This window comes from Arthrobacter sp. SD76 (genome assembly GCF_049726125.1).
Taxonomy (GTDB): Bacteria; Actinomycetota; Actinomycetes; order Actinomycetales; family Micrococcaceae; genus Arthrobacter; species Arthrobacter nitrophenolicus.
Genome location: NZ_JBNBLR010000001.1, coordinates 3,002,076 through 3,027,756 on the forward strand (window position 1 = coordinate 3,002,076; position 25,681 = coordinate 3,027,756).

Annotated in this window: 24 protein-coding genes and 2 pseudogenes; 16 read left to right on the forward strand and 10 right to left on the reverse strand. The window is 63.3% G+C overall.

Going from position 1 to position 25,681, the window contains the following annotated elements; translation table 11 throughout:
- Window positions 1–14: 14 nt before the first annotated feature.
- Window positions 15–1,070 carry a S8 family serine peptidase gene (locus ACPEE0_RS14510; RefSeq protein ID WP_424574720.1) on the reverse strand — a complete coding sequence of 352 codons (1,056 nt, stop codon included), beginning with the start codon at window positions 1,068–1,070 and terminating at the stop codon, window positions 15–17.
- Window positions 1,071–1,120: 50 nt separating this feature from the next.
- Between ACPEE0_RS14510 and ACPEE0_RS14515 the strand changes: the two genes are divergently transcribed.
- The 9 genes and pseudogenes from ACPEE0_RS14515 to ACPEE0_RS14555 all read left to right on the forward strand — a co-directional run bounded on the left by ACPEE0_RS14515 (window position 1,121) and on the right by ACPEE0_RS14555 (window position 8,847).
- Window positions 1,121–1,324 (forward strand): hypothetical protein, encoded by a 204-nt coding sequence (locus ACPEE0_RS14515; RefSeq protein WP_424574721.1) that lies wholly within the window; start codon window positions 1,121–1,123, stop codon window positions 1,322–1,324.
- A gap of 141 nt (window positions 1,325–1,465) precedes the next feature.
- Window positions 1,466–2,908, forward strand: a complete 1,443-nt coding sequence (locus tag ACPEE0_RS14520) for a DUF3375 domain-containing protein (protein ID WP_424574722.1) — start codon at window positions 1,466–1,468, stop codon at window positions 2,906–2,908.
- Window positions 2,905–3,501 carry a DUF4194 domain-containing protein gene (locus ACPEE0_RS14525; protein WP_424574723.1) on the forward strand — a complete coding sequence of 199 codons (597 nt, stop codon included), beginning with the start codon at window positions 2,905–2,907 and terminating at the stop codon, window positions 3,499–3,501. Before ACPEE0_RS14520 ends, ACPEE0_RS14525 begins: the two co-directional genes overlap by 4 nt.
- A 132-nt stretch (window positions 3,502–3,633) precedes the next feature.
- Window positions 3,634–6,390 carry an ATP-binding protein gene (locus ACPEE0_RS14530; RefSeq protein ID WP_424574724.1) on the forward strand — a complete coding sequence of 919 codons (2,757 nt, stop codon included), beginning with the start codon at window positions 3,634–3,636 and terminating at the stop codon, window positions 6,388–6,390.
- Window positions 6,291–6,674, forward strand: coding sequence for an SbcC/MukB-like Walker B domain-containing protein (locus tag ACPEE0_RS14535; protein WP_424574725.1), 384 nt, complete (start codon window positions 6,291–6,293; stop codon window positions 6,672–6,674). Before ACPEE0_RS14530 ends, ACPEE0_RS14535 begins: the two co-directional genes overlap by 100 nt.
- Window positions 6,668–6,904: a hypothetical protein gene (locus ACPEE0_RS14540; RefSeq protein WP_424574726.1), complete on the forward strand. Its 237-nt coding sequence runs from the start codon at window positions 6,668–6,670 to the stop codon at window positions 6,902–6,904. The genes ACPEE0_RS14535 and ACPEE0_RS14540 overlap by 7 nt, the downstream gene beginning before the upstream one ends.
- Complete coding sequence (locus ACPEE0_RS14545) at window positions 6,894–8,135, forward strand: Wadjet anti-phage system protein JetD domain-containing protein (protein WP_424574727.1); 1,242 nt, start codon at window positions 6,894–6,896, stop codon at window positions 8,133–8,135. Before ACPEE0_RS14540 ends, ACPEE0_RS14545 begins: the two co-directional genes overlap by 11 nt.
- 77 nt (window positions 8,136–8,212) lie before the next feature.
- A pseudogene (locus ACPEE0_RS14550) lies at window positions 8,213–8,296 on the forward strand (prevent-host-death protein antitoxin of TAS system); the annotation flags it as partial.
- A 155-nt stretch (window positions 8,297–8,451) separates the two neighbouring features.
- Window positions 8,452–8,847, forward strand: coding sequence for a type II toxin-antitoxin system VapC family toxin (locus ACPEE0_RS14555; protein WP_424574728.1), 396 nt, complete (start codon window positions 8,452–8,454; stop codon window positions 8,845–8,847).
- 18 nt (window positions 8,848–8,865) lie between these two features.
- Here the strand turns inward: ACPEE0_RS14555 and ACPEE0_RS14560 are convergent, their stop codons facing one another.
- Window positions 8,866–9,705, reverse strand: coding sequence for a class I SAM-dependent methyltransferase (locus ACPEE0_RS14560; protein WP_424574729.1), 840 nt, complete (start codon window positions 9,703–9,705; stop codon window positions 8,866–8,868).
- Between the two features lie 149 nt (window positions 9,706–9,854).
- Here ACPEE0_RS14560 and ACPEE0_RS14565 point away from each other — a divergent pair, with 149 nt between their 5' ends.
- Window positions 9,855–10,205: a hypothetical protein gene (locus ACPEE0_RS14565; RefSeq protein WP_424574730.1), complete on the forward strand. Its 351-nt coding sequence runs from the start codon at window positions 9,855–9,857 to the stop codon at window positions 10,203–10,205.
- A 45-nt stretch (window positions 10,206–10,250) separates the two neighbouring features.
- Here ACPEE0_RS14565 and ACPEE0_RS14570 read toward each other — a convergent pair whose 3' ends face one another.
- Together ACPEE0_RS14570 and ACPEE0_RS14575 are read right to left on the reverse strand one after the other, a co-directional pair.
- Window positions 10,251–11,306, reverse strand: a complete 1,056-nt coding sequence (locus ACPEE0_RS14570) for a 2,3-butanediol dehydrogenase (protein ID WP_424575282.1) — start codon at window positions 11,304–11,306, stop codon at window positions 10,251–10,253.
- An 84-nt stretch (window positions 11,307–11,390) separates the two neighbouring features.
- A pseudogene (locus tag ACPEE0_RS14575) lies at window positions 11,391–13,189 on the reverse strand (NAD(P)-binding domain-containing protein).
- 171 nt (window positions 13,190–13,360) lie between these two features.
- Between ACPEE0_RS14575 and ACPEE0_RS14580 the strand changes: the two are divergent.
- The 6 genes from ACPEE0_RS14580 (at window position 13,361) to ACPEE0_RS14605 (ending at window position 18,696) form a co-directional block, all read left to right on the forward strand.
- Window positions 13,361–14,641 carry a GAF domain-containing protein gene (locus ACPEE0_RS14580; RefSeq protein WP_424574731.1) on the forward strand — a complete coding sequence of 427 codons (1,281 nt, stop codon included), beginning with the start codon at window positions 13,361–13,363 and terminating at the stop codon, window positions 14,639–14,641.
- A gap of 204 nt (window positions 14,642–14,845) precedes the next feature.
- Window positions 14,846–14,977 carry a hypothetical protein gene (locus tag ACPEE0_RS14585; protein ID WP_424574732.1) on the forward strand — a complete coding sequence of 44 codons (132 nt, stop codon included), beginning with the start codon at window positions 14,846–14,848 and terminating at the stop codon, window positions 14,975–14,977.
- Between the two features lie 422 nt (window positions 14,978–15,399).
- Window positions 15,400–16,539 carry a DNA (cytosine-5-)-methyltransferase gene (dcm, locus tag ACPEE0_RS14590; protein ID WP_424574733.1) on the forward strand — a complete coding sequence of 380 codons (1,140 nt, stop codon included), beginning with the start codon at window positions 15,400–15,402 and terminating at the stop codon, window positions 16,537–16,539.
- Between the two features lie 315 nt (window positions 16,540–16,854).
- Complete coding sequence (locus ACPEE0_RS14595) at window positions 16,855–17,448, forward strand: type II restriction endonuclease (RefSeq protein ID WP_424574734.1); 594 nt, start codon at window positions 16,855–16,857, stop codon at window positions 17,446–17,448.
- A 25-nt stretch (window positions 17,449–17,473) separates the two neighbouring features.
- Window positions 17,474–17,827, forward strand: coding sequence for a type II restriction endonuclease (locus ACPEE0_RS14600; protein ID WP_424575283.1), 354 nt, complete (start codon window positions 17,474–17,476; stop codon window positions 17,825–17,827).
- 569 nt (window positions 17,828–18,396) lie between these two features.
- Window positions 18,397–18,696 (forward strand): helix-turn-helix domain-containing protein, encoded by a 300-nt coding sequence (locus tag ACPEE0_RS14605; protein ID WP_424574735.1) that lies wholly within the window; start codon window positions 18,397–18,399, stop codon window positions 18,694–18,696.
- Window positions 18,697–18,757: 61 nt separating this feature from the next.
- Here ACPEE0_RS14605 and ACPEE0_RS14610 read toward each other — a convergent pair whose 3' ends face one another.
- From ACPEE0_RS14610 to ACPEE0_RS14635, 6 genes are all read right to left on the reverse strand, one after another.
- Window positions 18,758–19,504: an ATP-binding protein gene (locus tag ACPEE0_RS14610; protein ID WP_141002472.1), complete on the reverse strand. Its 747-nt coding sequence runs from the start codon at window positions 19,502–19,504 to the stop codon at window positions 18,758–18,760.
- A complete protein-coding gene (gene istA, locus ACPEE0_RS14615) occupies window positions 19,501–21,063 on the reverse strand; it encodes an IS21 family transposase (RefSeq protein ID WP_407710306.1) in 1,563 nt (520 codons plus the stop codon). Before istA ends, ACPEE0_RS14610 begins: the two co-directional genes overlap by 4 nt.
- 883 nt (window positions 21,064–21,946) lie before the next feature.
- Window positions 21,947–22,762, reverse strand: a complete 816-nt coding sequence (locus ACPEE0_RS14620) for a hypothetical protein (protein WP_424574736.1) — start codon at window positions 22,760–22,762, stop codon at window positions 21,947–21,949.
- Window positions 22,763–23,213: 451 nt separating this feature from the next.
- Window positions 23,214–23,522 (reverse strand): HNH endonuclease, encoded by a 309-nt coding sequence (locus ACPEE0_RS14625; RefSeq protein WP_424574737.1) that lies wholly within the window; start codon window positions 23,520–23,522, stop codon window positions 23,214–23,216.
- Window positions 23,523–24,043: 521 nt separating this feature from the next.
- Entirely contained in the window at window positions 24,044–24,844 is an 801-nt protein-coding gene (locus ACPEE0_RS14630; protein WP_424574738.1) for a DUF6339 family protein, read from the reverse strand.
- Window positions 24,841–25,665, reverse strand: coding sequence for a hypothetical protein (locus ACPEE0_RS14635; protein ID WP_424574739.1), 825 nt, complete (start codon window positions 25,663–25,665; stop codon window positions 24,841–24,843). Before ACPEE0_RS14635 ends, ACPEE0_RS14630 begins: the two co-directional genes overlap by 4 nt.
- Window positions 25,666–25,681 lie beyond the last annotated feature (16 nt).

The following is a 25,681-nucleotide window of genomic DNA, read 5'->3' on the forward strand; positions in this document are numbered from 1 at the left end:
TCCGACATCCAGTCCTAAGGCGATGTGACGGCGTTGTACGCGTTCACCCGGCCATGTGCCCAGTCACCAATGTCGCCAGCGGGGTCGGTACTGGACTCTACCTTGGCGCGTACTACCGAATTGCTCGCACCGGGGTTGGCACTCCAAGTCAGGGCAACGGTGGCAGCGACAATCGGCGAGGCCATCGATGTGCCGTCACCGATGTCGTAATTCAGGGACCGCTTCTTGCCTGTCCCTGCCAAGGCGGACTCGTGGTTCGGGAAGGTCGAGAAGACGGCGACTCCGGGGGCGGCAATGTCCACCCAACTGGCGCCAAATGTTGAGAAGGAAGCCTTTGCGTCACTGTTGTCGGTGGCTCCCACTGCGATGACGTTCGGGTATGCCCCCGGATACATCTTGGTCTGGCCGCCGCCGTTCCCTGCTGCGGCAACCAGCACCACGCCCTTGTTCCAGGCGTTGTTGACGGCGGCTTCAAGGGTGCGGGACGCGCGAACCGCCAGGCTCATATTGATGACCTTTGCGCCGTTGCTGGCTGCCCAGTTAATGCCGTTTGCCAGGCCTGAGCTTGTCCCGATCCCGTTGTCGCTGAGAACCTTGCCCGCCAGGATGGTGCAGCCCGGGCAAACCCCGGCAACGCCTTTGTTGTTGTTGGCGGTGGCGGCGACGATACCGGCCACATGGGTGCCGTGACCGTATTTGTCGTCGTTGTTGTTAGAGCCACTGAAGTTCGCGCGTAAAATGACCTTCGACGAAATGTCCTCATGATCCAGGTCAACGCCGGAATCAAGGACGGCAACCCTAACTCCGGTTCCCGAAGTGATGGCCCAGGCCTCGACGGCGTCCACGTCAGCGTCCGGCGTGCCCCCATCGATTTTTATTGGTGCCGGTTTGGTGGACGTAGCGGTGTCATGGTTATTGACAATGTCCTGGCCATCATTCTGCAGCGCATACTGCCGGCCGAAGAAGGTGTCCTCCGATGCCGCAGCAACCACGTAGTCCGGCTCGGCGTACTCAACAACCGGGTTCCGGCCCAGGGCGTCGATGAGCTGCAGTTCCTTCCCTGCCGGCACCGTGATGAGGTGTGCGCCGGTGCTGCCGACGCCGGGACCCTCCCCAGGCCGTGCTGGCGCAGCACGCCCGCGGCAGCAGCGCCGTCGCGGAACTTCACGAGGATCTGCCCCGCCGTGATCGAAGGATCAGGCGCGGCGTGGGCCGGGACGACGGCACCAAGGAGGGTGCCAGTAACCATGACAACAGCGGCGAAGCCAGCCAGCACAAGTTTTTTCATAGGCCCATCTTCCCCGCCCGGGCACCGGCGGGATAGGGGGAAACGCCCCGATCCTGGTGTGGGCCCTTTACGCGCGGAGCGCCCCCCGTTGCTTGGCAGAATGTCACAGCGGTCGCCTAGAGTTAGGTGCAAGATGCCGTCTACCTGATCGCGCCCTATATATGACCCGGGACATGCATGGACTTCTACGCCATCAACTCCCTGCGTGAAAACCATGCAGGCTGGTCGCTCCTCCGCGCGCAGAACGCACCGCTGGCCCTGACCTTCTTTATCGCCGCATTCACCGGGCCCAACCAGCGCAACCTGGGCCGGCAGCAGCTCGTGGACGTCCTGGACGATGTCCTCTTTGATCTGCGCGACAGCGAGGGGGAGGACAGGTTTCCGCGGGCGGCCGGCGACTACCTGGATGACTGGGCCGCGCCGGAGCGGGCCTGGCTGCGGAAGTACTACGTTCCGGGCGAAGACGAGCCGCACTACGACCTGACAGCCGCGGCCGAGGACGTGGTCCGCTGGGTAGAGAACCTGCGGGGCCGCGACTTCGTGGCCACCCAGTCACGGCTTACCAGTATCTTCGCCGTGCTGAAGCAGCTGGTTCAGCAGTCGGAAACCGACCCCGAGGTCCGGCTCGCCGAGCTGCAGCGCCAGCGGGACGGGATCGACGCCGAGATGCAGCGGATCCGCGACGGCAACATCCGGGTGATGACCGGTCCCGAAGCGCTGGACCACCTCCAGCAGCTCACCACATTGGCCAAGGACCTGCTGTCCGATTTCCGCGAGGTGGAGCAGAACTTCCGCAAGCTGGACCGGCAGGTGCGCGAACAGATCGCCACCTGGGACGGGACGCAGGGCGAGCTGCTGGAGTCCATCTTCAACAACCAGCAGGACATCAGCAGCTCCCTCCAGGGCCGCACGTTCCAGGGCTTCTGGGACTACCTCATGTCCCCGCAGCTGCGCACCGAACTGCAGGACCTGCTCCAGAGAGCCACCCAGATCGAGACGCTCGCCCAGGCGGACAGCCTGCACGCGGTGGCCAGCCTGCACCAGGACTGGCTGCCCGCCGTCGAACAGACCCAGGCCACCGTCCGGCAGCTCTCCCAGCAGATGCGCCGGCTCCTGGACGACAAGGTATTCCTCGAGAACAAACGCATCATGCAACTGGTCCGCCGCGTGGAGTCCGGCGCGCTGGGCACCCGGGAGGCGCCGCCGTCGGGCATCTTCATGGAGATCGACGCGCCGTCCGTGGACGTGGTGCTGCCGTTCGAGCGGCCCCTGTACGAGCCGAGCCGGAAGGTGATGGTGGACGACGCCGTCCTGGCCGCCGATGACCTGGATGTGGACGCGGGTGCCCTGTTCAGCCAGTTCTTCGTGGACAAGGAGCGGCTGCGCGGCAACATCGACGCGGTCCTGGCCGATACGGAGCAGGCCACGCTCGCCGACGTCACCACCGCCTATCCGCTTTCCCAGGGCCTGGCGGAGGTGGTGGCGTACTATCAGCTGGCCACGGAATCGGACTGGGCCACCATCAACCCGGACCAATCACAGCAGCTGTCGTGGCAACTGCCGGACGGCACGCTCCGTGAAGCCACCATCGAGCAGATCATTTTCGGAAGGCCGGCATGAACCCCAGCGACACCGAGACCCGCACGCCGGAGGAGCTTCCCGCCGTCGTCACCAGGCTGTTCAAGGGCGTGCTGTACGCGGAGAACGACGAGAAGATCTGGCAGTCCCTGCTCGGCCTGACCCCGCACGTCCGCGACTATGTCTCCGTGCTGGGCCTGGACCTGATCCTGGACGAATCCGAGGGCTACGCGTTCCTGCGGTCCCGCGAGGACCCGGACGGCACGCTCCCCCGGCTGATCGCCCGCCGCACGCTCACGTTCAACGTCAGCCTGCTGCTGGCGCTGCTCCGCGGCCGCATGCTGGAGTTCGACACCAACAGCAGCGAAGTCCGGCTCATCATGACGGAGCAGGAGATCGCGGACATGGTCTCGGTGTTCCTGCCTGAAACGAGCAACGAGGCCAAGGTGCTGGACCGGCTGGGCACCGACATCAAGAAGGTGGTGGAGCTCGGCTTCCTGCGCAGGCTCAAGGGCCAAGCGGACACGTACGAGGTGGCGCGGATCCTGAAGGCGTACGTGGACGCGCAGTGGCTTGAGGAGTTCGACGCCCGGCTGGCCGACTACCGCGCATCGCTGGCAGGGGAGGAAAAGTGACGGCGGACCTGGGAGCGGACCTGCAGGAGAGTCTGTTCAGCCTGGACGATACAGCGGCCGACGGCGGCACTCCCCCGGGCTTCCGGCTGCACCGCCTGGAGCTGCTCAACTGGGGCACGTTCCACCAGGGGGGTGCGCACGTTCCGGCTGGACGGGGCCAACAGCCTGCTCACCGGCGATATCGGCTCCGGGAAGTCCACGGTGGTGGACGCGATCACCACGCTGCTGCTGCCGGCGCACAAGATCGAGTACAACAAGGCCGCAGGTGCGCAGAAGAAGGAACGCTCCCTGATGTCCTACGTCCGGGGCTTCCACAAGAGCGCCCGCAGCACCGGCGGCGAGTACTCCCGGCCGGTGGCGCTGCGCGGGACGGGCCAGTTGACGGTGGTGCTCGGCGTCTTCCATAACGCCGTGCTGGGCAAATGGGTCACATTGGGCATCACGCTGTGGGCGACGCAGGAGGCCGGGCAGCCCAGCCGGTTCTACTCGCTCGCGGAGGCGGAGCAGTCCATCACGGCCGACTTCAGCAACTTCGGCCAGGATCCGCTGAAACTGAAGAAGAAGCTTCGGGCCGCGGGTGTTGACGTCCGGGATACTTTCGAGCCCTACGCGGCCGCATTCAAACGGCAGTTCGGCATCAGCGGAAACCAGGCCATGGAGCTGTTCCACCGGACCGTGTCCATGAAACAGGTGGAAAACATCACGTCGTTCGTGCGCAGCAACATGTTGGAGGAGGACGATGTTGCCGCCCGGATCACCAACTTGATCCACCACTTCGACGACCTGAAGAAGGCCCACGACGCTGTGCTGCGCGCCAAGGACCAGATCTCCCTGCTGTCGCCCGTCAAGGAGGGAGCCGCGCAGCACGCCAAGATGACCGCCGAGGACGGGCTGGCCCGGAAGCAGCGCGACCAGCTGCACCCGTGGTTCACGGACCAGAAGCTGCAGCTGAGCCTGGAACACCAGGCCGAGCTGGAACGGACGGGAACGCGCCTGGAAGAGGACGCCGCCCGGCTCAAAGATGAGATCAAGCAGCTGCGCCGGGACTTGGCCGGTGTGGAGGAAGACATCCGGACCAACGGCGGCGGCCGGCTGGCGGCGATTGACGCTGACCTGTCCCGGCTCGCCGCGGAATCCGCGGCACAGCGGCAGCGGTTCGAAACGTACTCCGCCGCCGCGGCGAACCTGGGCCTGCAGCCACCGGAAGACCGCGTGCTGTTTGATGCCAACAAGGCCCGGCTTGCCGGGGTGGAGCAGGATCTCGCCAGGGGCTCGGACAACCTGCAGGACCGGCGCACCGAGCTGACCATGACGCGGACCGTGCTGACCAGCCAGGCCGCTGATATTGCCGCCGAGCTCACCAGCCTCCAGGCCAGGCGGAACCTGATCCCGCTCCCCCAGCTGGACATCCGCCGCAGGCTCTGCGAAGGAACCGGGATCAAGGACGCCGAGCTGCCGTATGTTGGCGAGCTGCTGCGGGTCCGTGACGGGGAGGCGGCGTGGGAGGGCGCCGCGGAGCGCACGCTGCACGGTTTCGCCCTCTCCCTCCTGGTACCGGCGGAGCACTGCGCCGCCGTCAGCAGCTGGGTGGACTCCAACAACCTGCGGGGCCGCCTGGTGTACCTGCGGGTCGGGGAATCGTACACGCCCAGGGCCGCGGAACCGGGAACGCTGGCGGCCAAGATCGCCATCAAGCAGGGCACGCCCTTTCGCGACTTCCTGCAGGACGAGCTCAGCGCCCGTTTCGACTACTTCTGCTGTGAGAACATGGCGGACTTCCGCCGCTACCCCAAGGCCTTGACGGCCAACGGCCAGCTCAAGGGCGGGCGCGGCAGGCACGAGAAGGACGACCGCAAGGACCTGGCGGACCGGCGCAACTACGTGCTGGGCTGGGACAACCACGACAAGATGGCCCGCTTCCGCGCCGAACAGGATGAGGTGCAGGGCCGCCTGAAGGTGCTGGCCACCGAGCTCGGCAAGGTCAACGACCAGCTCGGCACGCTGGGGCGGAAGAACCGGCAGCTGGGCATCGTCGGCTCGGTCCGGGACTTCGCCGAGATCGGCTGGCAGCTCACCGCCCGCCGGATCGAGGACCTCAAGGCCGAGAAGCGGGAACTCGAGTCCGCCAGCGACGTCCTGCAGCAGCTGATGGCCAAGCAGGCGCAGGTCACGGAGGAACTGGGCCGGCTGGAAGACAAGGCGGTAAAGCTGCAGCAGCGGCTCGGCGCCAACGAGAAGGATGCCAGGGACATCGCGGAGGCCATTGAGGAATGCCGGGCTGTCCTGGCAGAAACGCCGGTGACGGACGACGCCGTGGTGCTGGCCGCCGTCGGACGCCTCACCCAGGCCGCGCTCGGCGGCAAGCCGCTCACGTACCGGAACACGGGGACCGTGGAAAGCACGGTGCGGTCCGGCCTGACGGACACCATCGACGCGCTGGCCAAACGGATCGCCCGGGCAGCCGAAAGCACCATCCGGCAGATGGCGGACTTCCGCAACAAGTACCCGACCGAGACCACGGACATCGACGCCTCACTGGAGGCCGTGCCCGACTACAACCGGCTGCTCGAACAGCTGGAAAGCAACGACCTGCCGCGCTTCGAGGCCCGGTTCAAGGAATCGCTGAACCAGAACACCATCCACGAGGTCGTCGCGTTCAACGCGTTCCTGGACAGCCGGCGGCAGGACATCATGAACCGGATCGGCGAAATCAACCAGTCCCTGGCGGGCATTCCCTACAACAAGGGCCGGCACATCCAGCTGGAGCACCAGGCAACGTCGGACAGGACGTGCGGGAGTTCGGCAGCGACCTGCGGGCGTGCTCGGAGGGGACCATCGGCGACGAGGACCAGTACTCCGAGCAGAAGTACCTGCAGGTGGAGCGGCTGATCGAGCGCTTCCGGGGGCGGGACGGACTGACCACGCTGGATGAGCGGTGGACGGCGAAGGTCACGGACGTGCGGAACTGGTTCACGTTCTCCGCCTCGGAAAAGTGGACCGAGACCGGCGAGGAGTACGAGCATTTCACGGACTCCGGCGGCAAGTCCGGCGGGCAGAAGGAGAAGCTGGCGTACACCATCCTTGCGGCGGCGCTGGCGTTCCAGTTCGGGCTGGGTCCGGAAAGGGCGCCGGCAGGAACGCCGGCAGCGGGCGGAGTTTCCGGTTCGTGGTGATTGACGAGGCGTTCGGGCGGGGCTCGGACGAGTCGGCGCGGTACGGGCTGGAGCTGTTCCAGCGGATGCAGCTGCAGCTGCTGATCGTTACCCCGCTGCAGAAAATCCACGTGATCGAGCCGTTCGTCTCGCACGTGGGCTTCGTGGCCAACACCAGCGGCGACGATTCCCAGCTGCGCAACATGACCATCCAGGAGTACCGCGAGGAGAAGGACCGGCGTGGCGGGTAACCCGTGGACGTCGCTGGCAGGGCTGCGGGCGCTGTCGCTGAAGGCGTGGAACAGCGGGGCCTTGTTGCGGGAGCTTTTGGAGCCGTCCGGCGCTTACCCGCGGCGCCGGCCGTTGAAGCGTCCGACGGCGGCGGAACTGCTAAGCGACTACGCGGCGGTCCGTGCCTGGGCGGCTGGGCTTTCTGCCGGAGCGGGTGCCTATGCGCTGGAGACGGCGGAGGTGGGACGGCGGACCGTCGGAACCAACCAGGTTCCCGCGGCCGCGGTGTTCGCCTCGGTGGAGGACGAGATCGCGTTTGTTGGGAAGACGCGGGAGGCGGCGGCCTTTCGTGGGCTCGCCGGCGGCCTCGGCCAGCTGGATCCGCGGCTTGTTGAGTGGGCGTTGCGGCGGCCCCTGAAGCTGCTGGAACTGGGACCGGACGCGCTGGCGGCCGCGCGGGTGGCGCTGTGGCTGGGCGACAACCCGGAGCCGGGAATCTACGTCCGGCAGCTGGGTCTGCCCGGCGTGCACACGAAGTTCGTGGAGCGGAACCGGCAGGTCATCGACCAGATGCTGGCCGCCGTCGGACGCGTTGACGGCACGACGGATACGGAGGCCGGCGAGGATGACCCCGAAGCTGCGGGACGGGAGGTGCCGCTGGGTGACGGCGCCGGCCGCACCCCTGCCGCACGCTTTGCCCGGCGCCACGGATTCCTGCACCCGCCGGAGCTGGTGCGGTTCCGGCTTTTGGATCCGGACGCTGACCTGTTGGGCGGCGCCCGGGACATCACCGTGACGGCCGAAGCTTTCAGCACCTTGCGCCTCCCGGCGGACACTGTGATCGCCACCGAGAACCAGGTGAATTTCCTGGCGCTTCCCGACCGCCCCGGGACGCTGGCGCTGTACGGCGGCGGTTACGGTTTTTCGTCCTTGCGGGACACGGCCTGGCTGCGGGAGTGCCGTGTCCACTACTGGGGCGACATCGACACCCACGGTTTCCGGATCCTGGACCAGCTCCGGGCGGTACATCCGCATGTTGAGAGTGTGCTGATGGACGAGGAGACGCTGCTGGCCCACAAGGAGGTTTGGGGTACGAAGCCAGCCCCGGCACGGGCAGCGCTGGCCCGGCTAACGCCCGCCGAAGCTGCGCTGTATGAAGCACTCCGCAATGACGCCTACGGGACGAAGGTCCGTCTGGAGCAGGAGCTGGTCAGCTGGGACTGGGCCGTGGCACACCTGCTCCGCGTGTAAGAACCCCTCCAGCCCCGCAACGTCCGAATGCTACGATTGCTACGGAGGTATGCCATGGCAACAATCCCCACCGCGAACTGCGAAACCAAAGCAGCAAGATCCTGGAACGGGTCAAGAACGGGGAAACCATCGACGTCACGAACAATGGTGAAGTTGCCGCCACCCTCATCCCGCCTGCAGCCTCACCTTTCGAGCGCCTGCTGAGGTCCGGCAGCGTGCGGCAGGCATCCGAAAGCCCCGTCGACTTCCGGTTGCTCCGGCGCGTCGCCTCTGACGTCGAAACGGCCGAGATGATCGACGACCTTCGCGGCGACCGGTGATCGTTTATGTGGACACCTCGGCCGCCTTGAAGCTAGTGGTCGAGGAACCGGAGTCCGGTCCCACCGCGGAGTTCCTCTCGTTGGCCGGACAGAGGGGTGACCGGCTTGTAGCCTCGATGCTTCTCCACACGCAACTGCACTGCACCGCCAACCGCCGGGGACTGCCGCCGGAACTGGTCAACGCTGTGCTGGACGCAATCAACCTCGTGGACCTGACGCGTTCGGACCTCCTCTACGCCGCCGCACTCCCGGGTAAACTGCGCAGCGCAGACGCGATCCACCTCGCCGCTGCGATCAGACTTGAAACGCAGACCCTCGTCGCCTTCGACAAGGAGCTCGTCAGGGCAGCAACTCAAGTGGGGCTCCATACGATCACCCCGGGCGGCGGCTAACCCGTCCGCCGGGTGCTGCTAATCCCCGGCCTTCTGCAGCGTGAAGATCCCGTAGCGCATCGCGCCGGTGCGGTAGGCCAGGATCATGCGGGGAATGCTCAGGACGGCGCCGCGGTGGCGTGCCCCGAGGGCCACGCGGCGGGTCCCGCCGTCGACGAGCAAAGCCTTCAGCAGCCGGCCGGCACAGATCCACCAGGTGCGGGCCACGCGGTGGCTGACGTCTTCGTAGCCGGTGACCGTGAAGCCCGCCGCCGTTGCCATCGCCTCATACTCCTCGCGGGTGCCCATGGACGGCAGCCGCCCTTCGCGGCAGATCGGCTCCAGCAGGTGGCGGACCTTCCAGCCGCGGGCGCCAGTTTCGGCCAGCCATGCGCAGACAACCAGGCGGCCGCCGGGCGTGAGCACGCGGTGCGCCTCGGCGAAGAACCTGGGCTTGTCCACCATGTGCTCACTGGATTCGATCGCCCAGGCCGCATCAACTGAGGCGTCTGCGAGGCCGTTGACCAGCCAGTCGCGGACATGGATCTCCACGTCCGGTACCGGATGCGCGGCGGCGTAGCGGGCCTGCTCGGCGGACAGCGTGAAGCCGGTGACGCTGACCCTGCGTGCCGCCGCGAGCCGTCGGGCGGTGGCGCCGTAGCCGCAGCCGATGTCCACGCACGCCTGGCCGCGGACCAGGCGCAGCCGGTCGCCAACAGTGTCCGCCAGCGCCTCGACGGCCTCGCCCGGCGTCTCGCGGCCGGTCGCCCACAGCCCGTGATGGACATGGTCCCCCCACACCCGGCGGTACACGGGATCGAGCGCGTCGTAGTGATCCGCCACCGCCACCGCGTCCTGGGAAATATCGGGCACAATCACGCCCCGACCCTACAACGGCGCTCCCCGCCGAAGGAAGGGAAAGGCCGACGGCGGCACTCGCCGCCCGCCGTCGTCGCGCCCCTGTTACTGGTGACCCGGCAGTCCTACACTGGCTGTTAACCCCATTGGTTGCGGCTGAAGGAGAAGCCATGGAGGTCATCGAACAGGTGCGTGAAGGAATGCACGTCGTGGCGTCTGATGGGAAAAAGGTCGGCAAGGTCAAAGACCTGAAAATGGGTGATCCGGAAGCCGTCACCGCGGAAGGGCAGACCGACCCGGAAACCGGCGGCCTCGTCAACACCGGGATTGCCGCTTTTGCCGCGACGTCAAAGCTGCCCCACCATACCGCTGAGAGGCTGCTGCGGGTCGGTTATGTGGAAGTCGACCGGCCCGGCCTGCTGACGGGCCACGCCTACTTTGCGGCGGATGACCTGGACCGGGTGGAGGACGACACCCTGTGGCTCAAAGAGGGTCTGTCTGGGGACAGGCATTCCGAATAGGAGGCTGACGACGGCGGGTCTTGCCTCCCGCCGCCGATTCCTTCCCTACGGATGCACCAGCACTTTCACCGCCGTGTCCTTGTGGTTGATCAGGGTGTCGAAGCCCTGCTCCACCAGGTCCTCCAAGGCAATCCGGCCGGTGATGAAGGGCTTGAGGTCCACCTTGCCCTCCTGCACCATCCTGATCACGGCGGGATGGTCCCGGACGTAGGCGATGGTGCCGCGCAGGTCGATCTCCTTGAGCACCAGCTTCTGCATGTCCACGGTGGCCGGCGCGCCCCAGATGGCCACGTTCACCACCACTCCCCCGGGCCGGACGGCGTCGAGCATGGTGTCCAGCACCGCGTTCACGCCGGCGCATTCGAACGCGACGTCGGCCCCTGTTCCGTTCGTCAGCTCCAGCACCCGAGCCGGGACGTCCTCCCGGCTGGGGTCCAGCACGTGGTCCGCCACCCCGCTGGACGTGGCCTTCTCCTTGCGGGCCTGGCTCAGTTCGCTGACGATCGTGGTCACGCCCAGGCCCTTCAGGACAGCGGCGGTCAGCAGCCCGATCGGCCCAGAGCCGCCCACCAGCGCAACATCGCCAGCCTTCACGCCGCTGCGCTCCACCGCATGGTGAGCCACGGACAAAGGCTCGATCAGCGCGGCCTCGTCGAGCGGGATGTCACCGATCGGGTGCACCCACCGCTTGTCCACCACGATCGTTTCGCTCAGGCCCCCGCCGCCGCCGGAGAGCCCGATGAAGCCCATCTGCCGGCACAGGTGGTAGCTGCCCGCCTGGCACATGTCGCAGGTCCCGTCCACAAAGTACGGTTCGACGACGACGTTGTCCCCCACCGCGAGCCCGTCCACCCCGTCGCCGACTTCTGACACAGTTCCGGAGAATTCGTGCCCCATGGTCACCGGCGCTTCCTCGTGGGAGAGCGGGTGCGGGCGCCCCGGGGCGGGGACGAAGATGGGGCCTTCCAGGTATTCGTGCAAATCGCTGCCGCAGATGCCGCACCACGCGACGTCGATCTTCACCGCCCCTGGCCGGAGCTCAGGTTCCGGGATGTCCTCGATCCGGACGTCCTCGCGGCCATGGAAACGTGCTGCCTTCATGATGGTCCTTTCAGGGGTTTCGACAGGCTCAACCACCGGGGTTTCGACAGGCTCAACCACCGGGGTTTCAAGCTCAACCAGCGGTCAGCGGGTGTGGTGGCTGGGCTGCAGTTCGTACACCGGGGTCTCCAGCCCCTCCATCCGGGCCTTGAGCTGCAGGGCCAGGTAGGAGGAGTAGTGCCGGCTCTGGTGCAGGTTGCCGCCGTGGATCCAGAGGTTGGGGACGTTGGTTGGTTTCCACATATTGCGCAGCTCCCCCTCCCACGGGCCAGGGTCTTTTGGCGTGTCCGAGCCGTAGCCCCAGCATTTGCCCACCCGGTCAGCGATCTCGGGCGAGACCAGGTCCGCCAGCCAGCCGTTCATGGACCCGTACCCGGTGGCATAGACAATGAGGTCCGCCTCCAGCTCGGTTCCGTCGTCCAGCACCACGGCGTTGCCGGTGATCTTGGCGACCTGCCCGTTCTTCAGCTTCACCCGGCCGTCGATGATCAGCTGGGAGGTGCCGACGTCGATGTAGTAGCCGGAGCCGCGCCGCAGGTACTTCAGGAACAGGCCGGACCCGTCCACGCCGAAGTCCAGGTCGAACCCGGCGGCCTCCAGCTGGGAGTAGAACTCGGCGTCCCGCTTGGCCATCTCCTGGTACACGGGCACCTGCGCCTCAGGCAGGATGCGCATGGGCAGGGACGCGAACAGCAGGTCCGCCTTCTCCGTGGTCACCCCGGCAGCCAAAGCCCGCTCCGAGTACAGGTCCCCCAGCGCCAGGTCCATCAGGGACTCGCTGCGGGCGATGTGCGTCGAAGAGCGCTGCACCATGGTGACGTCGGCGCCGTGCTCCCAGAGGTCGGCGCAGATATCGTGCGCCGAGTTGTTGGAGCCGATCACCACGGCCTTCTTCCCGGTCCAGTCCCCGCCGCCGGGGTGCTGGGAGGAGTGCCGCTGCTCGCCCAGGAAGGACTGCGCACCGTCAAACGCGGGGATGTTCGGGTAGCCGGAGACGCCCAGGGCGAAGACCAGCTGCTTGGGCCGCAGGGTCACCGGCGACCCGTTGCGGAGGACGCTGACCGCCCATTCCTGCCTGCCGTCGTCGTACTCCGCGCCCACGCACTCGGTGCCGGACCAGTAGTTCAGCTCCATGATGCGGGTGTAGTGCTCCAGCCAGTCGCCGATCTTGTCCTTGGCGGCGAAGACGGGCCAGTCGTCCGGGAACTTCAGGTAGGGCAGGTGGTCGTACCAGACGGGGTCGTGCAGGTGCAGGGACTTGTAGCGGTTCCGCCAGGAGTCGCCCGGGTTCTGGTTCTTCTCGATCACGATGGTGGGCACGCCCAGCCGCCGCAGCCGCGCGGCGAGGCCGATGCCGCCCTGCCCGCCGCCGATGATCACGCAGTAGGGCTGCACCTCGTAGCCGAGCCGCGCCTCCTGCTCCTCCTTGAGCTCCTTCAGGAGCGACGGCCGCGGATGATTTCGTGCGCCACGCCCTGCTCGCGGCGCGGGCCCTTCTTCTCCTCGAAGCCTTTCAGCTCCTGCATGGTGGTGAGCAGCGTCCAGCATTTGCCGTTCCGCAGCCGGAGGTGGCCGTAGCCGCGGGCGGCGCCGGTCTCGAACGTGATCCAGGCTTCCACAGTTCCGTCGGCGGCGGCGCTGCCGGTGGCGTCCTCGGCGAGCGCCCAGTTGGCCGGCTGCACGTGGTCCAGCGTGGCTTCCAGCATCCGGCGGATGTCCGCCTTGCCTTCGAGTGTCTTCAGGTTCCAGGTGAACGCCACGAAGTCGCGCCAGTAGCTCTCGTCCTCGAAGAGGTCCAGCGCGGCGTCCACGTCGCGGCGCTGCAGTGCGCCGTCCAGGCTGGCCAGCCAGGCTTGCGCGGCGGCGGTGGGTGTTTCGGTCATCTCCACTCCTTTGTGTGCGGTCCCTCAGATGGTCCGGGCCGCCCCCGCCCGCCGGGGTCCCTGCGGTATGCTGGGGCGGGCGTGAGCTGCATCACTATTGGAACGCGGCGGGGGTAACAACCGCGTTACACGGGCACTACCGGCAAGGACGCCGGCGGTGAGGAGGAGACGGTGGACTACGGCCTGAGGTTTTCGGACCCGGCGAAGTACGCGCGTGCCCTGCGCCGCGCGCACGAGCTGGTCATCGCCGGTGTCCCGCGCCCGGAGATCCCCGTGCCGCTGGCGGAGTCGTGGCGGCGGTCCATGGCGCTGGGGATCAGCCCGGACCAGCACAGCCCCCGGCACCTGCACGATCCGTCCGAGGTGCTGCAGCTGCGGCGGGAGCACCGGCTGCAGCGGGTGATGCCGGCGCTGCAGGACCTGCTGGCCGACGATTCCAGTTCCGGCCGCCACCTGCTGGTGCTCACCGACGCGACCGGGGAGATCCTGTGGCGGGTGGGCAGCCGGGAGGCGCTGCGCCGGGCGGACCGGCTGGAGTTCTCCGAAGGTGCGGACTGGTCCGAGGCGGGCATCGGCACCAACGCCATCAGCGAGGTGCTGGTGACCGGCGGGCCGGTGCAGCTGTTCTCCGCCGAGCATCTGGTCCGCACCCACCACGAGTGGGCCTGCACGGCGGCGCCCATCACGGACCCTTTGACGGGTACGCTGCTGGGCGTGCTGGACGTCTCCGGACCGCTGGACACCATCAGCGCGGACACGCTGCGAATGGTGCGGTGCGCGGTGCGGGTGGCCGAGTCCCTGCTGGGAACGCCCGACGGCGGAACCTCCTTGGGCGGGTCAGCTTCCGGGCGTGCGTCCCGGCATGGTGTCCGCCGGCCTTCGGCTGGCGTTTCGGCACTTGAGCTGCTGGGCGACAAGCCAGCCGCGGTGCTGGCCGACGGAAGCCGGGTGCCGCTGACGCTGCGCCGGGCGGAGATCCTGGCGCTGCTGGATTCCCGGTCGCAGGGCTGGAGCGCCGAGGAACTGGCGTACGAGCTGCACGGCGATGCCGGCACGCCGCAGGCCATCCGGACGGAGATGTTCCGGGTGCGGTCAATGCTTGGCGATGCGGTGGAGTCGAACCCGTACCGGCTCGCCGGGGGCCTAGCCGGCTGTTCGGATTCGGGGCGTGTGCTGCGTCTGCTGCGCGAGGGCCGGGCGACTGAGGCGGTGGAGGCGTACACCGCTCCCCTGCTCAGCCGGTCCGGCACCCTCGCGGTGCAGCTGCTGCGGGACCAGCTGGACCTGGCTGTCGGGTCGGCTGTGCGCTCCAGCTGGGATGCAGGGCTGCTGGTCCGGTGGCTGTCCACGGATATGGGTGCCGGGGATCCGCGCGCAGTGGAAGCCTTCGGCCAGCTTGTCGGACGCGCCGATGCCCGGTACCTCGCGTTTCGCGCATCATCCGGTAGTTGAACTGACGGCCCCTGGGGTCAGTAGAAGACTGCTGATGGAAGGAGCCGGTGGCGGCCCAGCCCGGCTCACCGCTGCGCGGGGCGTTGTACTCGCGGATTGCCGAGGACATCCGCAACGGGCTCCTTACTCCCGGCTCCATGCTCCCGCCGAGACCGAACTTGGCGCCGACATGACGGTCAGCCGCACCATGCCCCCGAAGCCCTAATGCTGCTCGAGGAGGACGGCCTCATCAGGGCGCGCCGCGGCGTCGGACGCTTCATCTCGGACACGCTCCCCCGCATCGGCATCCAACGCATCCGCCCCTTCGAGGAGGTTCTCGGTGCTCTGGAAACGTAGTAGCTGCGTAGGTCTTGCCGAATGCTTTCAAGAATGTCCGTCTACTGCCGAATCTTAGGAAGAAGCTTTGCTTGACTTTGGTCGGCGGCCCGTGCGGGCTGCGCGGCGGGCCGCAACCGTCCTTGCCGACGCGCGGAAGTTGTCCAGCACAACGCTTAGGAGTCTGGATAGGTGATTGCTGCATGGCGTCCTCTCTGGTGCGGCTCCGAGAGAACGATACAGACCCTGTATGATCGAACACATCTTCGAGACTCTCCGGCGTGCCGCTACCAGCGCCGGGTCAAAAGCATGACAAACTGTCCGCTATGCCTGCACATGCTCTTCATGACACTGCCACCCTCCTTAAGCTCGCTCTCGCCCGTTATAGCAGGACTGAGATCGCATCAGCGCTCGGTGTTGACAGCCGGACTGTGAGCCGATGGGTGTCCGGCGAGACTGAGCCTAAGCCCTTGATCGGTCTCGCTCTCGACGCCCTCCTGACCCCGCGTTCGATCACGAAGCACGCAGAACCCGACTTCAGCTTCATTGACCTGTTTGCGGGCATCGGAGGCATTAGGCAGGGGTTCGAGGCGAGCGGAGGCGAATGTGTATTCACCAGCGAGTGGAATGCTTTCTCAAAGAAGACCTATACGGTGAACTTTGGCGATGGTCATAAGTTCATCGGAGATATCGTGGGTCAGCAAGCTGAGGTACCCGGCCATAACGTCCTGCTCGGCGGCTTTCCTTGCCAGCCGTTCTCCATAGCAGGCGTCTCCAAGAAGAACTCGCTTGGCCGCCCTCACGGCTTCGACGATCCCACCCAGGGCACATTGTTTTTCGAAATTAAGGAAGCCATTAGGATGCACCGTCCCGATGCCTTCGTTCTAGAGAATGTTAAGAATATGCGGTCGCATGACCGTGGCAATACCTTCAAAATCATAATGGAGGTACTTCGTGATGAGCTGGGATATGAGGTTCACGAAAAGGTCATCGACGGTGCGCACTTTACGCCGCAGCACCGTGAGCGGATCATCATCATGGGCTTTGCCCGTCCGACAAAGTTTACGTGGGATGATCTGGAACTCCCTGACAAAACATCCCACAAGTTGAGAGACATTCTCCATCGCACTGACGGAACGGAGCCGCTCCTCCCCCACGATGGTGCCAAGTACTTCGATCACGAGCAGGGGAAGGTACAGCCAAAATACACGCTGACGCCCGGACTTTGGGAGTACCTGCAAACCTACGCCTTGAAGCACAAGGCGGCAGGCAACGGTTTTGGCTTTGGTTTGGTCACTGGTGAAAGCCGCACGCGGACACTTTCGGCTCGCTACCACAAGGATGGAAGCGAAATTTTGGTTGCTCAGGATGGCGATCGGCCCCGCCGCCTTACTCCCCGAGAGTGCGCAAGGCTCATGGGCTTTGATGACAACTTCGTGATCCCGGTCAGTGATACGCAGGCGTACAGGCAATTCGGCAATTCCGTGGTGATGCCGGTATTCAAGGAGATCGCTAGGGCCATGAAGCCTCATCTCCTACAAGTGATGGCGGAACGTCAGGCGGAACTTGCTCAGTCGGCTTAGCAATGGTTAGTGTCGCTGATCACTTCACGGGCTTTGCGACCAAGCAACTCTCTGAAGTGGATATCAATTCCATGGTTTCGAACCAGCACGAATTCAACGGAGCCAAAGCATTCCGAACACTGCTAGGTACACCGGCCGAAAAGGTTACCTACCCTGCAGTTTTTTTTGTACGTAGACGACATTCAGGAACTGCCTCCCAGGGTGGAGTGCTATCTCACGTGGTATGACACCCGACGTAAAAAGCAAGACATTCGGGGGCCCGAGTGGCGGCTCGATTATCCACGAGAGGCTGAGCTTGTCGTCGAGGCTGCGGCAGTGGGTGACACTCTGCTATTGGCACAGCGCCCCGATAAATCGTTGCTCGTGGTTATCGCCCGCCAAGATAGCGAAGTGCTAACACAGCTTGAATGGCTATTCGATTTTCATCAGCCTGGTCGATACCTTCTCACGGACGCCTTGATGGAAAGCCAGCCCGTTGTCAGCCCGGTGACCGCGGAACGTGTCCTGACCATGCTTGGAATACCTCTCCCGCTGGCTGACGGGAATCTCAGCGAGCTGCTCATTGATACCTTCCCCGGCGAGACGTGGCCAACGACGCAGGTCTTTGCCTCCTTTGCCCGAAAGCACTTCGGTGAAGTGGACGCCATTAATGAGCCTGATGCGACCCTTAGCGCATGGGTGGAGCACGAGCACAAACTTTTCAGGACCTTGGAAAAGTACAAAATTTCAGAGGAGATTCGGCAAGGCTTCCTGTCCGACAGCGGTGACGTGGATGTCGATGCCTTTATCTCGATGTCGCTGAGGACAAATAATCGTCGGAAGTCGAGAGCGGGGCTGTCCCTCGAACTCCATATGGAGGCCATCCTTAAAGCAAACGCCATCCGGTTCGTAAAAAAAAGCCAAGACTGAGGGCAAGAAGGAGCCAGACTTCCTCCTGCCCGGCAAAAAGGAGTACCACGACTTAAGCTTTCCCAGCCACCTACTCACGATGCTTGGTTCGAAGACTTCCCTCAAGGACAGGTGGCGTCAAGTGATAAACGAAGCTAACCGGATAGACCTAAAGCACCTTTTGACCTTGCAGGCGCCCATCTCGGAGGACCAAACCGACGAGATGCAGCAGGAGAAAGTGCAACTGGTAATTCCTCGGCAGTATCACGCGGACGGGTTTTCTGAGCGCCAGCAAGCGTGGCTGATGGGCGTTTCAGACTTCCTAGATGAAGTTCGAAAGAGGCAGGCGTCGATGCCTGCTGATACTGGGGGTGATCAGCTGGAGTTCACGCTGCAGTAGGCAGTGTCACTCGCCAAACGTCGTTCTGTCAGCGCCTTCTCGTTTTCCCGCAAATCTCCCATTCCGTGTCCACCACCAGCGCTGTGTCGCCATGGAAACGTGGTGGCCATGCTTACGTTCAAATTGCCCGAGCCGACAGGCCTCAACCCGTCCAAGTGTCGGCGAGCGCCAAGTTCTTTCTCCGCCCCTAGGATCAAACTCAGTCTATGCAGTTCGTAGCATGCACTTGCGGCGGCAGCCGAGCTTTATCTCGACAGCCGCAATGTCGAAAGGGCTGGCTCGTGAAACGCGACTACCTCTCCGAATACTCTCAGGGCGCTGGCGGGAAGCGACTCAGTGCCGTAAAGGCTGATCCTGCCGGTCGAACCAGCACGAGTGCGTCCGCGCTGACCTACCCGTCTTCTAGACGAGTAGCTATAAGATGTCGCTCAAAAGTTTTGAAAAGGAGTTCGTCGCGCTCCATCCGCGTGATTAGCGCCTAGTCATGATCATCGAAATACCACGACTTCGCTCAGCGTGGAATGGGCTTATTTTGAACACAACGTCAGAACCTAGGCTATGGTCCTTCCATGACCGATGAATCTGCGCGCGACACTGGACCCCGGTTTCTGACCCTTCAGCAAGTCGCCGACGAATTGTCGGTCGGCCAACCGACTATCAGGGAATTGCTGCGGTTGGGGGAGCTAAGAGGCATACAAGTTGGAGGCCGCGGTGTTTGGCGCATTGAGCGGAAAGAGATCGAAGCGTTCATCCAGCGGGCATATGCAATATCTATTGAGTCCGCCAAAGCCCTTCCTGATGAGAATTTGCAAAGAGATGAGTATTTGAAGGCTTGGAGGCCAGTCGATCTTGCCGTAGGGGGCCAGTGATATTGCCGGTGGGGGCCAGCGGCCGCATGCATGGAGGCCACCGGCCCCCACCGGCGTTTTCTTATTGCGTCATGGTGGCGTGTTCACGCATGTTGTGGTTGCCGGTATCGACCCAGATGGTGTTGTGCACGATGCGGTCCATGATCGCATCGGCGTGGACCCCGGAGCCGAGCCGCTGGTGCCAGTCCTTCTTGGCGTATTGGGTGCAGAACACGGTGGAAGCTGTGTCGTATCGCCGTTCGAGCAGTTCCAGCAGCATGCTGCGCATGCCCTCGTCGGGGTGGTCGAGAAGCCACTCGTCGATCACCAGCAAAGTGAAGGCCGCGTACTTCTTCAGGAACTTCGTGGCCCCCAAGGGCTTGTCCTTCGCCAGCGCCCAGGCTTCCTCGAGGTCGGGCATGCGGACGTAGTGGGCCCGGATCCGGTGCAGACAGGCCTGCTTGGCCAGAGCGCACCCGAGGTAGGACTTCCCGGACCCGGTGAATCCCTGAAACACGACGTTCTGTTGCCGTTCAATGAAGGAGCACGTGCCGAGCTGGGCGATCAGGCTCCGGTCGAGGCCGCGCTCGTCCACGAGGTCGAGCCGGCGTAGGTCCGCGCCCGGGTAGCGGAGCCCGGCCCGTCGGATCAGCCCCTCGACCTTGGCGTGATTGAACCCGGAGTGGGCCTCGTCCACGACCAGGCGGAGCCGTTCCTCGAAGGCCATGCCGAGCACGAGTGCCTCGTCCTGGGCCTCGAGCGCTTCCAGCATCGGGACGGCACCCATCTCGCGGAGCTTGCGTTTGGTTTCAGTATCGATCCCGCTCATTTGGCGCCACCTGCGTAGTACTCGGCGCCGCGCACGTATCCGCCGTGTTCGACTCCTTCATCCCGTGGAGGCCTGAGCCCGGCGGCTTTGTCCTGCTCCGTGGCAAGGATCGGTTGCAGATGCGCATACCTCGGGGATCTCACGCGGCCTGCCAACGCAAGCCGGCAGGCCGCCTCCACCCGTTCGGCCGAATAGCGCCGGGAAAGCCGCAACACGGCAAGGGCCGCGTCCAGGCCCTGCTCGTCGACCGGGACGGACTCGAAGATCCGATTGACCACCGTCACCGCCGCCGGGCCGATCCGTCCGGCCCATTCCCGCACCCGCTCCGGATCCCACTGCCGGTACTGCTCGCCGGCCGGCAGGTCGGCATCATTGGTGCGGTACTCGTTCGCCGCGCTCTCGGGCAGCAGCAGGTGGCTGGTCAACCGTTCGTGGCCCCGGTACGCCTGAAGCACCCGGTCGGTGATCCGCAGGTCCACCGTGGTGCCGATATGGGCGAAGGGTACCGAGTAATAGTTCCTCTCCCAGACCACGTGCCCGTTCCGGCCCACCCGGCGCCCGTAGACCCACCGGCTGATCTCATAGGCCGCCGCCGGCAACCCCGTCAGCAGGGGCTGCTCCTCGGCCGCGAACACGCTGGCTCTGGACCCCGGCCGCTTCTGGAACGGCTCCGCGTTATACGCAGCTACCCGATCGGTGATGGCGGCCCTGAGCTCCGGCAACGCGGTGAATTGCTGCTGGCGCAGCCCGGCAATGACCCAAGTAGCCACGTGGGCGACCGTGTTCTCCACGCTCGCCTTGTCCTTTGGTGCCCTGATACGGCCGGGCAGCACCGCCGCCGAATAGTGCGCCGCCATCTCCCGGTAAGCGTCATTGAGCACGACCTCGCCCTCGCGGGGATGCTTAATGACACCGGTCTTCAGGTTGTCCGGAACGATCCGCGGCACCGAACCGCCAAAGGCCTCGAACATCGCCACGTGGGCCCGCAACCAGGTGTCCTGCTTCATGTCCAGGGCGGGTTCAACGAACGCGTACCGGCTGAAAGGCAGGCAAGCCACAAACAAATACACCGTCCTCGGCTTGCCCGTCACCGGATCTGTCAGCTGCATCGTCGGGCCCGACCAGTCGACCTCCACCGTCTGCGCCGCCTTGTGCCCGACCCGGGACGCCACCCCAGTGACCAGCACATGCCGCTGATAGGTCCTGCAGAACCGGTCATAACCCATCACCGGCTCACCGCCAGCGGCGCGTGAATCCGCGTACTCGCCATGCAGCAGCTTCAGCGTCACCCCGACCCGGGCCATCTCCCTATGCACCTGGTCCCAGTCCGGCTGCGCGAACACACTCTGATGCTCACCGCGCCCAGGAAACAGCCGGGTATAGACCTCGCCCTCCGAACTGTCGGCGATATCGTCCCACGCCACGCCGGCCGCGTCGGCAGCCTCCAGCACCGCCGTGATGCTCTTACGGGACATGCCCTGCGACGCAGCGATCGCCCGGCCTGACAGGCCCTCGGCGCGCAGCTGCAACACGAGCTTCGCTCTGATCTTCCGTACCATTGATGATTACTCCTTCCGCCGTGCGCCCTATACACACGACGGAAGGAGCCTAAATCGGGCTGGCCCCCAAGCACGCCACTACCGGCACCCAGGACCGCTACTGCGCGCTCTGGCCGTTGGCCCCCGAACACACGACGGATGGACCCCAAAAGCGCGAATATTCAAGAGATGGCTAGGCCGCGGCGGGAATATCGCGGAGTCGCCGAAGGCGGCCTTCCTTCCGCCGGGAGGCGATTACCCCCAGCTCAAGCAGCCCGGTAGCGACTCAGTTTCGACAATGACCTGACGCCGGCCAGCGGAATGTACTCATGGAGATGCCACGGTAGTCGGGCAGGTTGAAGAGGATGGTGGCAGCATCGGCTGCGCCCCGAGGCTCGTGGTCCTGTTCAAGGTTGGATGGTTAGACACGCTCATCCCAACAGGGCCACGGGCCCCTTTGTCTTTAACGACAGGAACTCAATTCCCCATCAACCACGAAAAGCAGGTTAAGTTTTGGCGGGCTGTACGCAGTCGGCCTAGCGGAGGAAGACAACTGGTGGTTGGTTACTGGCAGCAGCATAGCCCCTAAGCCTAAGTCGTGTGGTGTCCAGTACATGGAGGCGAAGGTTCCTTTTTCGTGGGGCGGCACTCAGGTCAGTGAAGCCCGTGTTCAGGTGGCGACGACGCGTCCAGGAGGCCGCCCAGCCTAGGAAGTTCTCGAGCTTACAGGGAGAACCTTCAACATGTAATCCATTCCGACACTGCTGCGTGTAGGTCCGGAGCCAGCGGCAGCCCAAGCCTGGGGCAACACCAGTGCAACAATTCTTGGTGGATGATCTCGGACAGGAGAAGCTGGCCTGGCCTTATTCCCTTAACTGCAAGCTGTGACCGGGCTTCACTTTTATCATTGCCACCAGCTAGCAGGCAGGCTCTCCGCCCCGTAGACATACTCACCCCTAAGTTCAACGGCCCGAAAGGCAGCGACAGCATCTTGATTCTTGGTGAGAGCATCTTCGACAGCACGTGTCTTACGTGACTTGTCAAAGTCACATGTCCAAATAGGGTGGTCCGCTATACGCTGAATACCGTCCGCGATCTTTTCGAGTTGAGCATCGTTAGGCTCCTTTTCTAGCAACGCGCGCGTATCTTCATCTATAGACAGGACCTGCATGTACAACCGCACGATCAATGTCGAAACATATGATAGCGATGCCTGGTAGCTCATCCTCTTTCGACGCTCGATCTCATCGGCGGTTAGGTCATACGAACCGTCTGCATTAAGGAATGCTGCACGCGCCAATGCGTTAAGCGCGTACTTAACATTTTCGGCCTCACGTGAACGTAGCAACAACCATTCTTCCCCTTTTTCTCGTAAAGGAGCCATATGCCGAAGTTTTTTGATGACTTTGTCGCGATAGGTAGTCTCGGTCACTAAAGGAACCGCGGGCGCTGGCCGGCCCTCAAACTTCACAAATTCTGAGAAAATTATATCGTCATTATCAATTATTTGACGTATTAGCGCCGCTTGGGCGGCGGACTTAGCCCGTTGCCGCTCCGCCGGTTTCAGCCAGTCTATAAGCCCCTGTTCTGAAGTCTCGTCCGTCCCGACAGCATCCTCGTACTGCAAGAGGCGAGAGCTCCACTCCTCACTAAACTTCAAGGCATGTTCAAAGCTTGAAAGGGGCAGCTTCTTTATTCGCGATTGGATCGAATTAACCAATTGTATAGTCCTATCACGATCCATATTAAGATAGATTTTTACTGATAGACGCGTCTTTCCATGCATCCAAGAAGCGATACTCTTATGCTGTCCGTCAAACATAAGGAGACGGCCCTCCCCAGCGGTATCGCTTACCCAGCGACAGCTAGGCGGTTCGTGTAGCGGATTCATTTGGAGATCATTATATATAGCCAAGATTTGCTGAAGCTTTATCGTTCTAGGCTGACACTCATCATCATTGAATATGGCATTTCGGGGAACTTCAGCATAAGTGTAAAGGTATTTATCACCCCGCCCATCCTTGTCAACTAGAACCGAGGACTCGCGTATGCTACCATCAGGAAAATGCCATCTTAAGATTCCACCCCCTTCAATTTGTCCCTCGATCGCTGAGGCGGCGGGATTAAAGCTAAAATGTGATAGCGCATCGGCGTATCGAACTACATTTTCCTTATCTTGGAAAAAAAGCGCGTAACCGCAGGAAGGGTGTCACACTCAAAGTGGGATAGTTCTTCTTAAAAGAATTACAAGAGCTATGAACAAGCTTCAAGTTAGCACGGGTAGTTTCGCCACTTTGCTCTATGGCCACAACATGATCTGCGACAATGTCCTCGGTTGCAATATTCATATCTCTTTCACACAAGTAGCAGCGACCATTCGCTTTCGACCACAAGTAGTCATCTAGACCGTTTGCCTCACCGGAAGGCAATTCACGGCGCACTTTCGACGAAATCTTTATTCCGGGCAACTGGTCCTCCACAACATGCTGGGCAAGTATCTACGCTTACGTTAGCAGGCCCTATTGGAGTCACATCTCAGGCTACCGAAGGATGCGTAAAATTTATCTCTTGGTGGAGTAGGTCAACTCTTTGGGGCGGTACGTCGGTATGGGGTGTGCAGGATTTCCGGCATTTAGTTCTGTGCCTAACCCTTTCCAACTCTGGGAGGGATCATAAACCCGCTTTCCTGGCGGAAGCACGTATCGGCAGCTGGCGGTAGCCCGCCACAGTCGTCACCGCTGAAGCCGCTGCCAGACACTACCAAGAGAGACTGCCCAAGTCCTTGAACGAGCTCGTGTTGTCCAGTCGAACGACCGTTCCTTCGATCTGCGGCTAAAACCTTTGCGGGCAAGCTTGCCGAGAGGAAGACGCCCGGAGGTGTCGCAAACCGCGCAATATCCTCGGCAAGTAGCAGGACCTGCCCGTGGGGGCTCGATTGGCCGCATCTCCGCGGCTCTGGAAGAACCATTTTTCAGCAGAAGCAATTTCTACGTCGATGCCACTAAACTAGTAGCTCTGTCCTGTCGGCCTCATGCGCTTCGACTAACCTAAAACTGATCTCATCCAAGATCGAGTGGAGTCCCGCCCGGTCGATGGCGGCTAGCTCGCGGTAGCCGGCGACTAGGACAACCTCTTTCATTAGCTCGCGCACGTACCCCTCCTTCAAGAAAGCCGGATCCTTGCCGAGGTGTTCGAGGATGGCGAACCTCAGTTCCGGGACCATGCCCGTGTCGCGGTCGAAAAGGGCTAGGAAGCGGTCCTCCTTGGACAGTGCCACCCGAAGGTACGCATAGGGATCCTGCTGTTCCGCAGCCATGGGCCGGGCCATCGTAGGGTCATGAGTAAGCTTGGCGGCCCACCAAAGGCGGGCGATAGCATGCCGTACCAGCTGGGAGCGGCTCCCGGTTCTCATAATCCAGCGGGTCTCAACGGTCCCCTTCCACGACTGGTTGTCCAATGGCCAGCGGTGGGAGGTGTAGTCGAAGAGGGTGCTGCAGCCAAGGTAGGTCCAGAGACGGTAGTCGGAGGCTTCGACGGGCTTCATGTCCCCCAAGTACTCGAATACCTTGACAGCATTTTCCGCCTCAAGCCCAGGAAGGAGATTCCCTCCCCGCTGTTCGTACGCGAGTTGCGGGAGGCTGTTGCCGAAATTCCATTCCAGTTGCAGGGTCTCCTCTTGGGACTCATGGAAGTCCCGGATGGATGCTAGGAATTCTCCGGGGTTGGCTGCGGAGGCCAAGCTCCGGGCTAAGCGAGCAACCCCGGTTTCGGTGCAGATCGTCAGCATTCCAGTAACGCTCATGCTTGATCCTCCTGGTCCATGTCTTCTGTCTCCTTTTTGATTGCCCTTCCCACAGGGTCTTCAAGGATTGCCTGCGCCTGCTCTAGGACCGACTTGTCCTCAGCTCGCAGGTCCTTGATGCGCCGACTCAGGGAGAGGTGCCATGCCGTGTCATCGACAAGGCCGTTCTCCCCGACCTCCTTCATATACTCTAGGGTCCCCATGAGAGCAGGCATCATGACCGAGGCCACCTGAAATTCTGGCCGACCACCGAGTGCTACGAAGTCTTGGAAGGCCTCCGAGGCGATCCAGACGACGACATGCTCTGAGTCACCGAAGTCGAGCTCGATACCGGAGGGAAGTGTCGGCGCGTCCTTGAACACGAAGCAGGCTTCAAGAGGCGGCTGCATCGGGTCGTACAGTTTCCGAGCTTGGACAGTGATGATGCCGCCAACGGCAAGAACGCTGCCCTCCCCCACCCGGAAGGTGGCATCGCCATAGTCTTGGTTCTGCCTTCCTAAGCAATAAAACGGGATATCGGTAGCTGCCAGGATTTGGAGCTGGAACTCCACGCGGCCGTCGAGGTCGTCCTGAGGCAGACTAACGAGGTATCTCTTGGACCTCTCCAAGGACTGGATCAGCTTGGGCTTCAGGAAACCGAGGCCGAAGGTTTCGGCACACTTCCACCGCACAACTAGTTCCGCTGTGCCAGCCTGAAGGTGGCTGGAGAGGTCCTCGTCAGTGAGTTCGACTTCGAATTCGAGGTCCATCCTCTCGGTGAGGCTGTTCATCCTTGGGTTAAGGAGGCGGAAGAACGACGCCACATCATCGCTGTCGTCCACGACAGGATGAGGATAG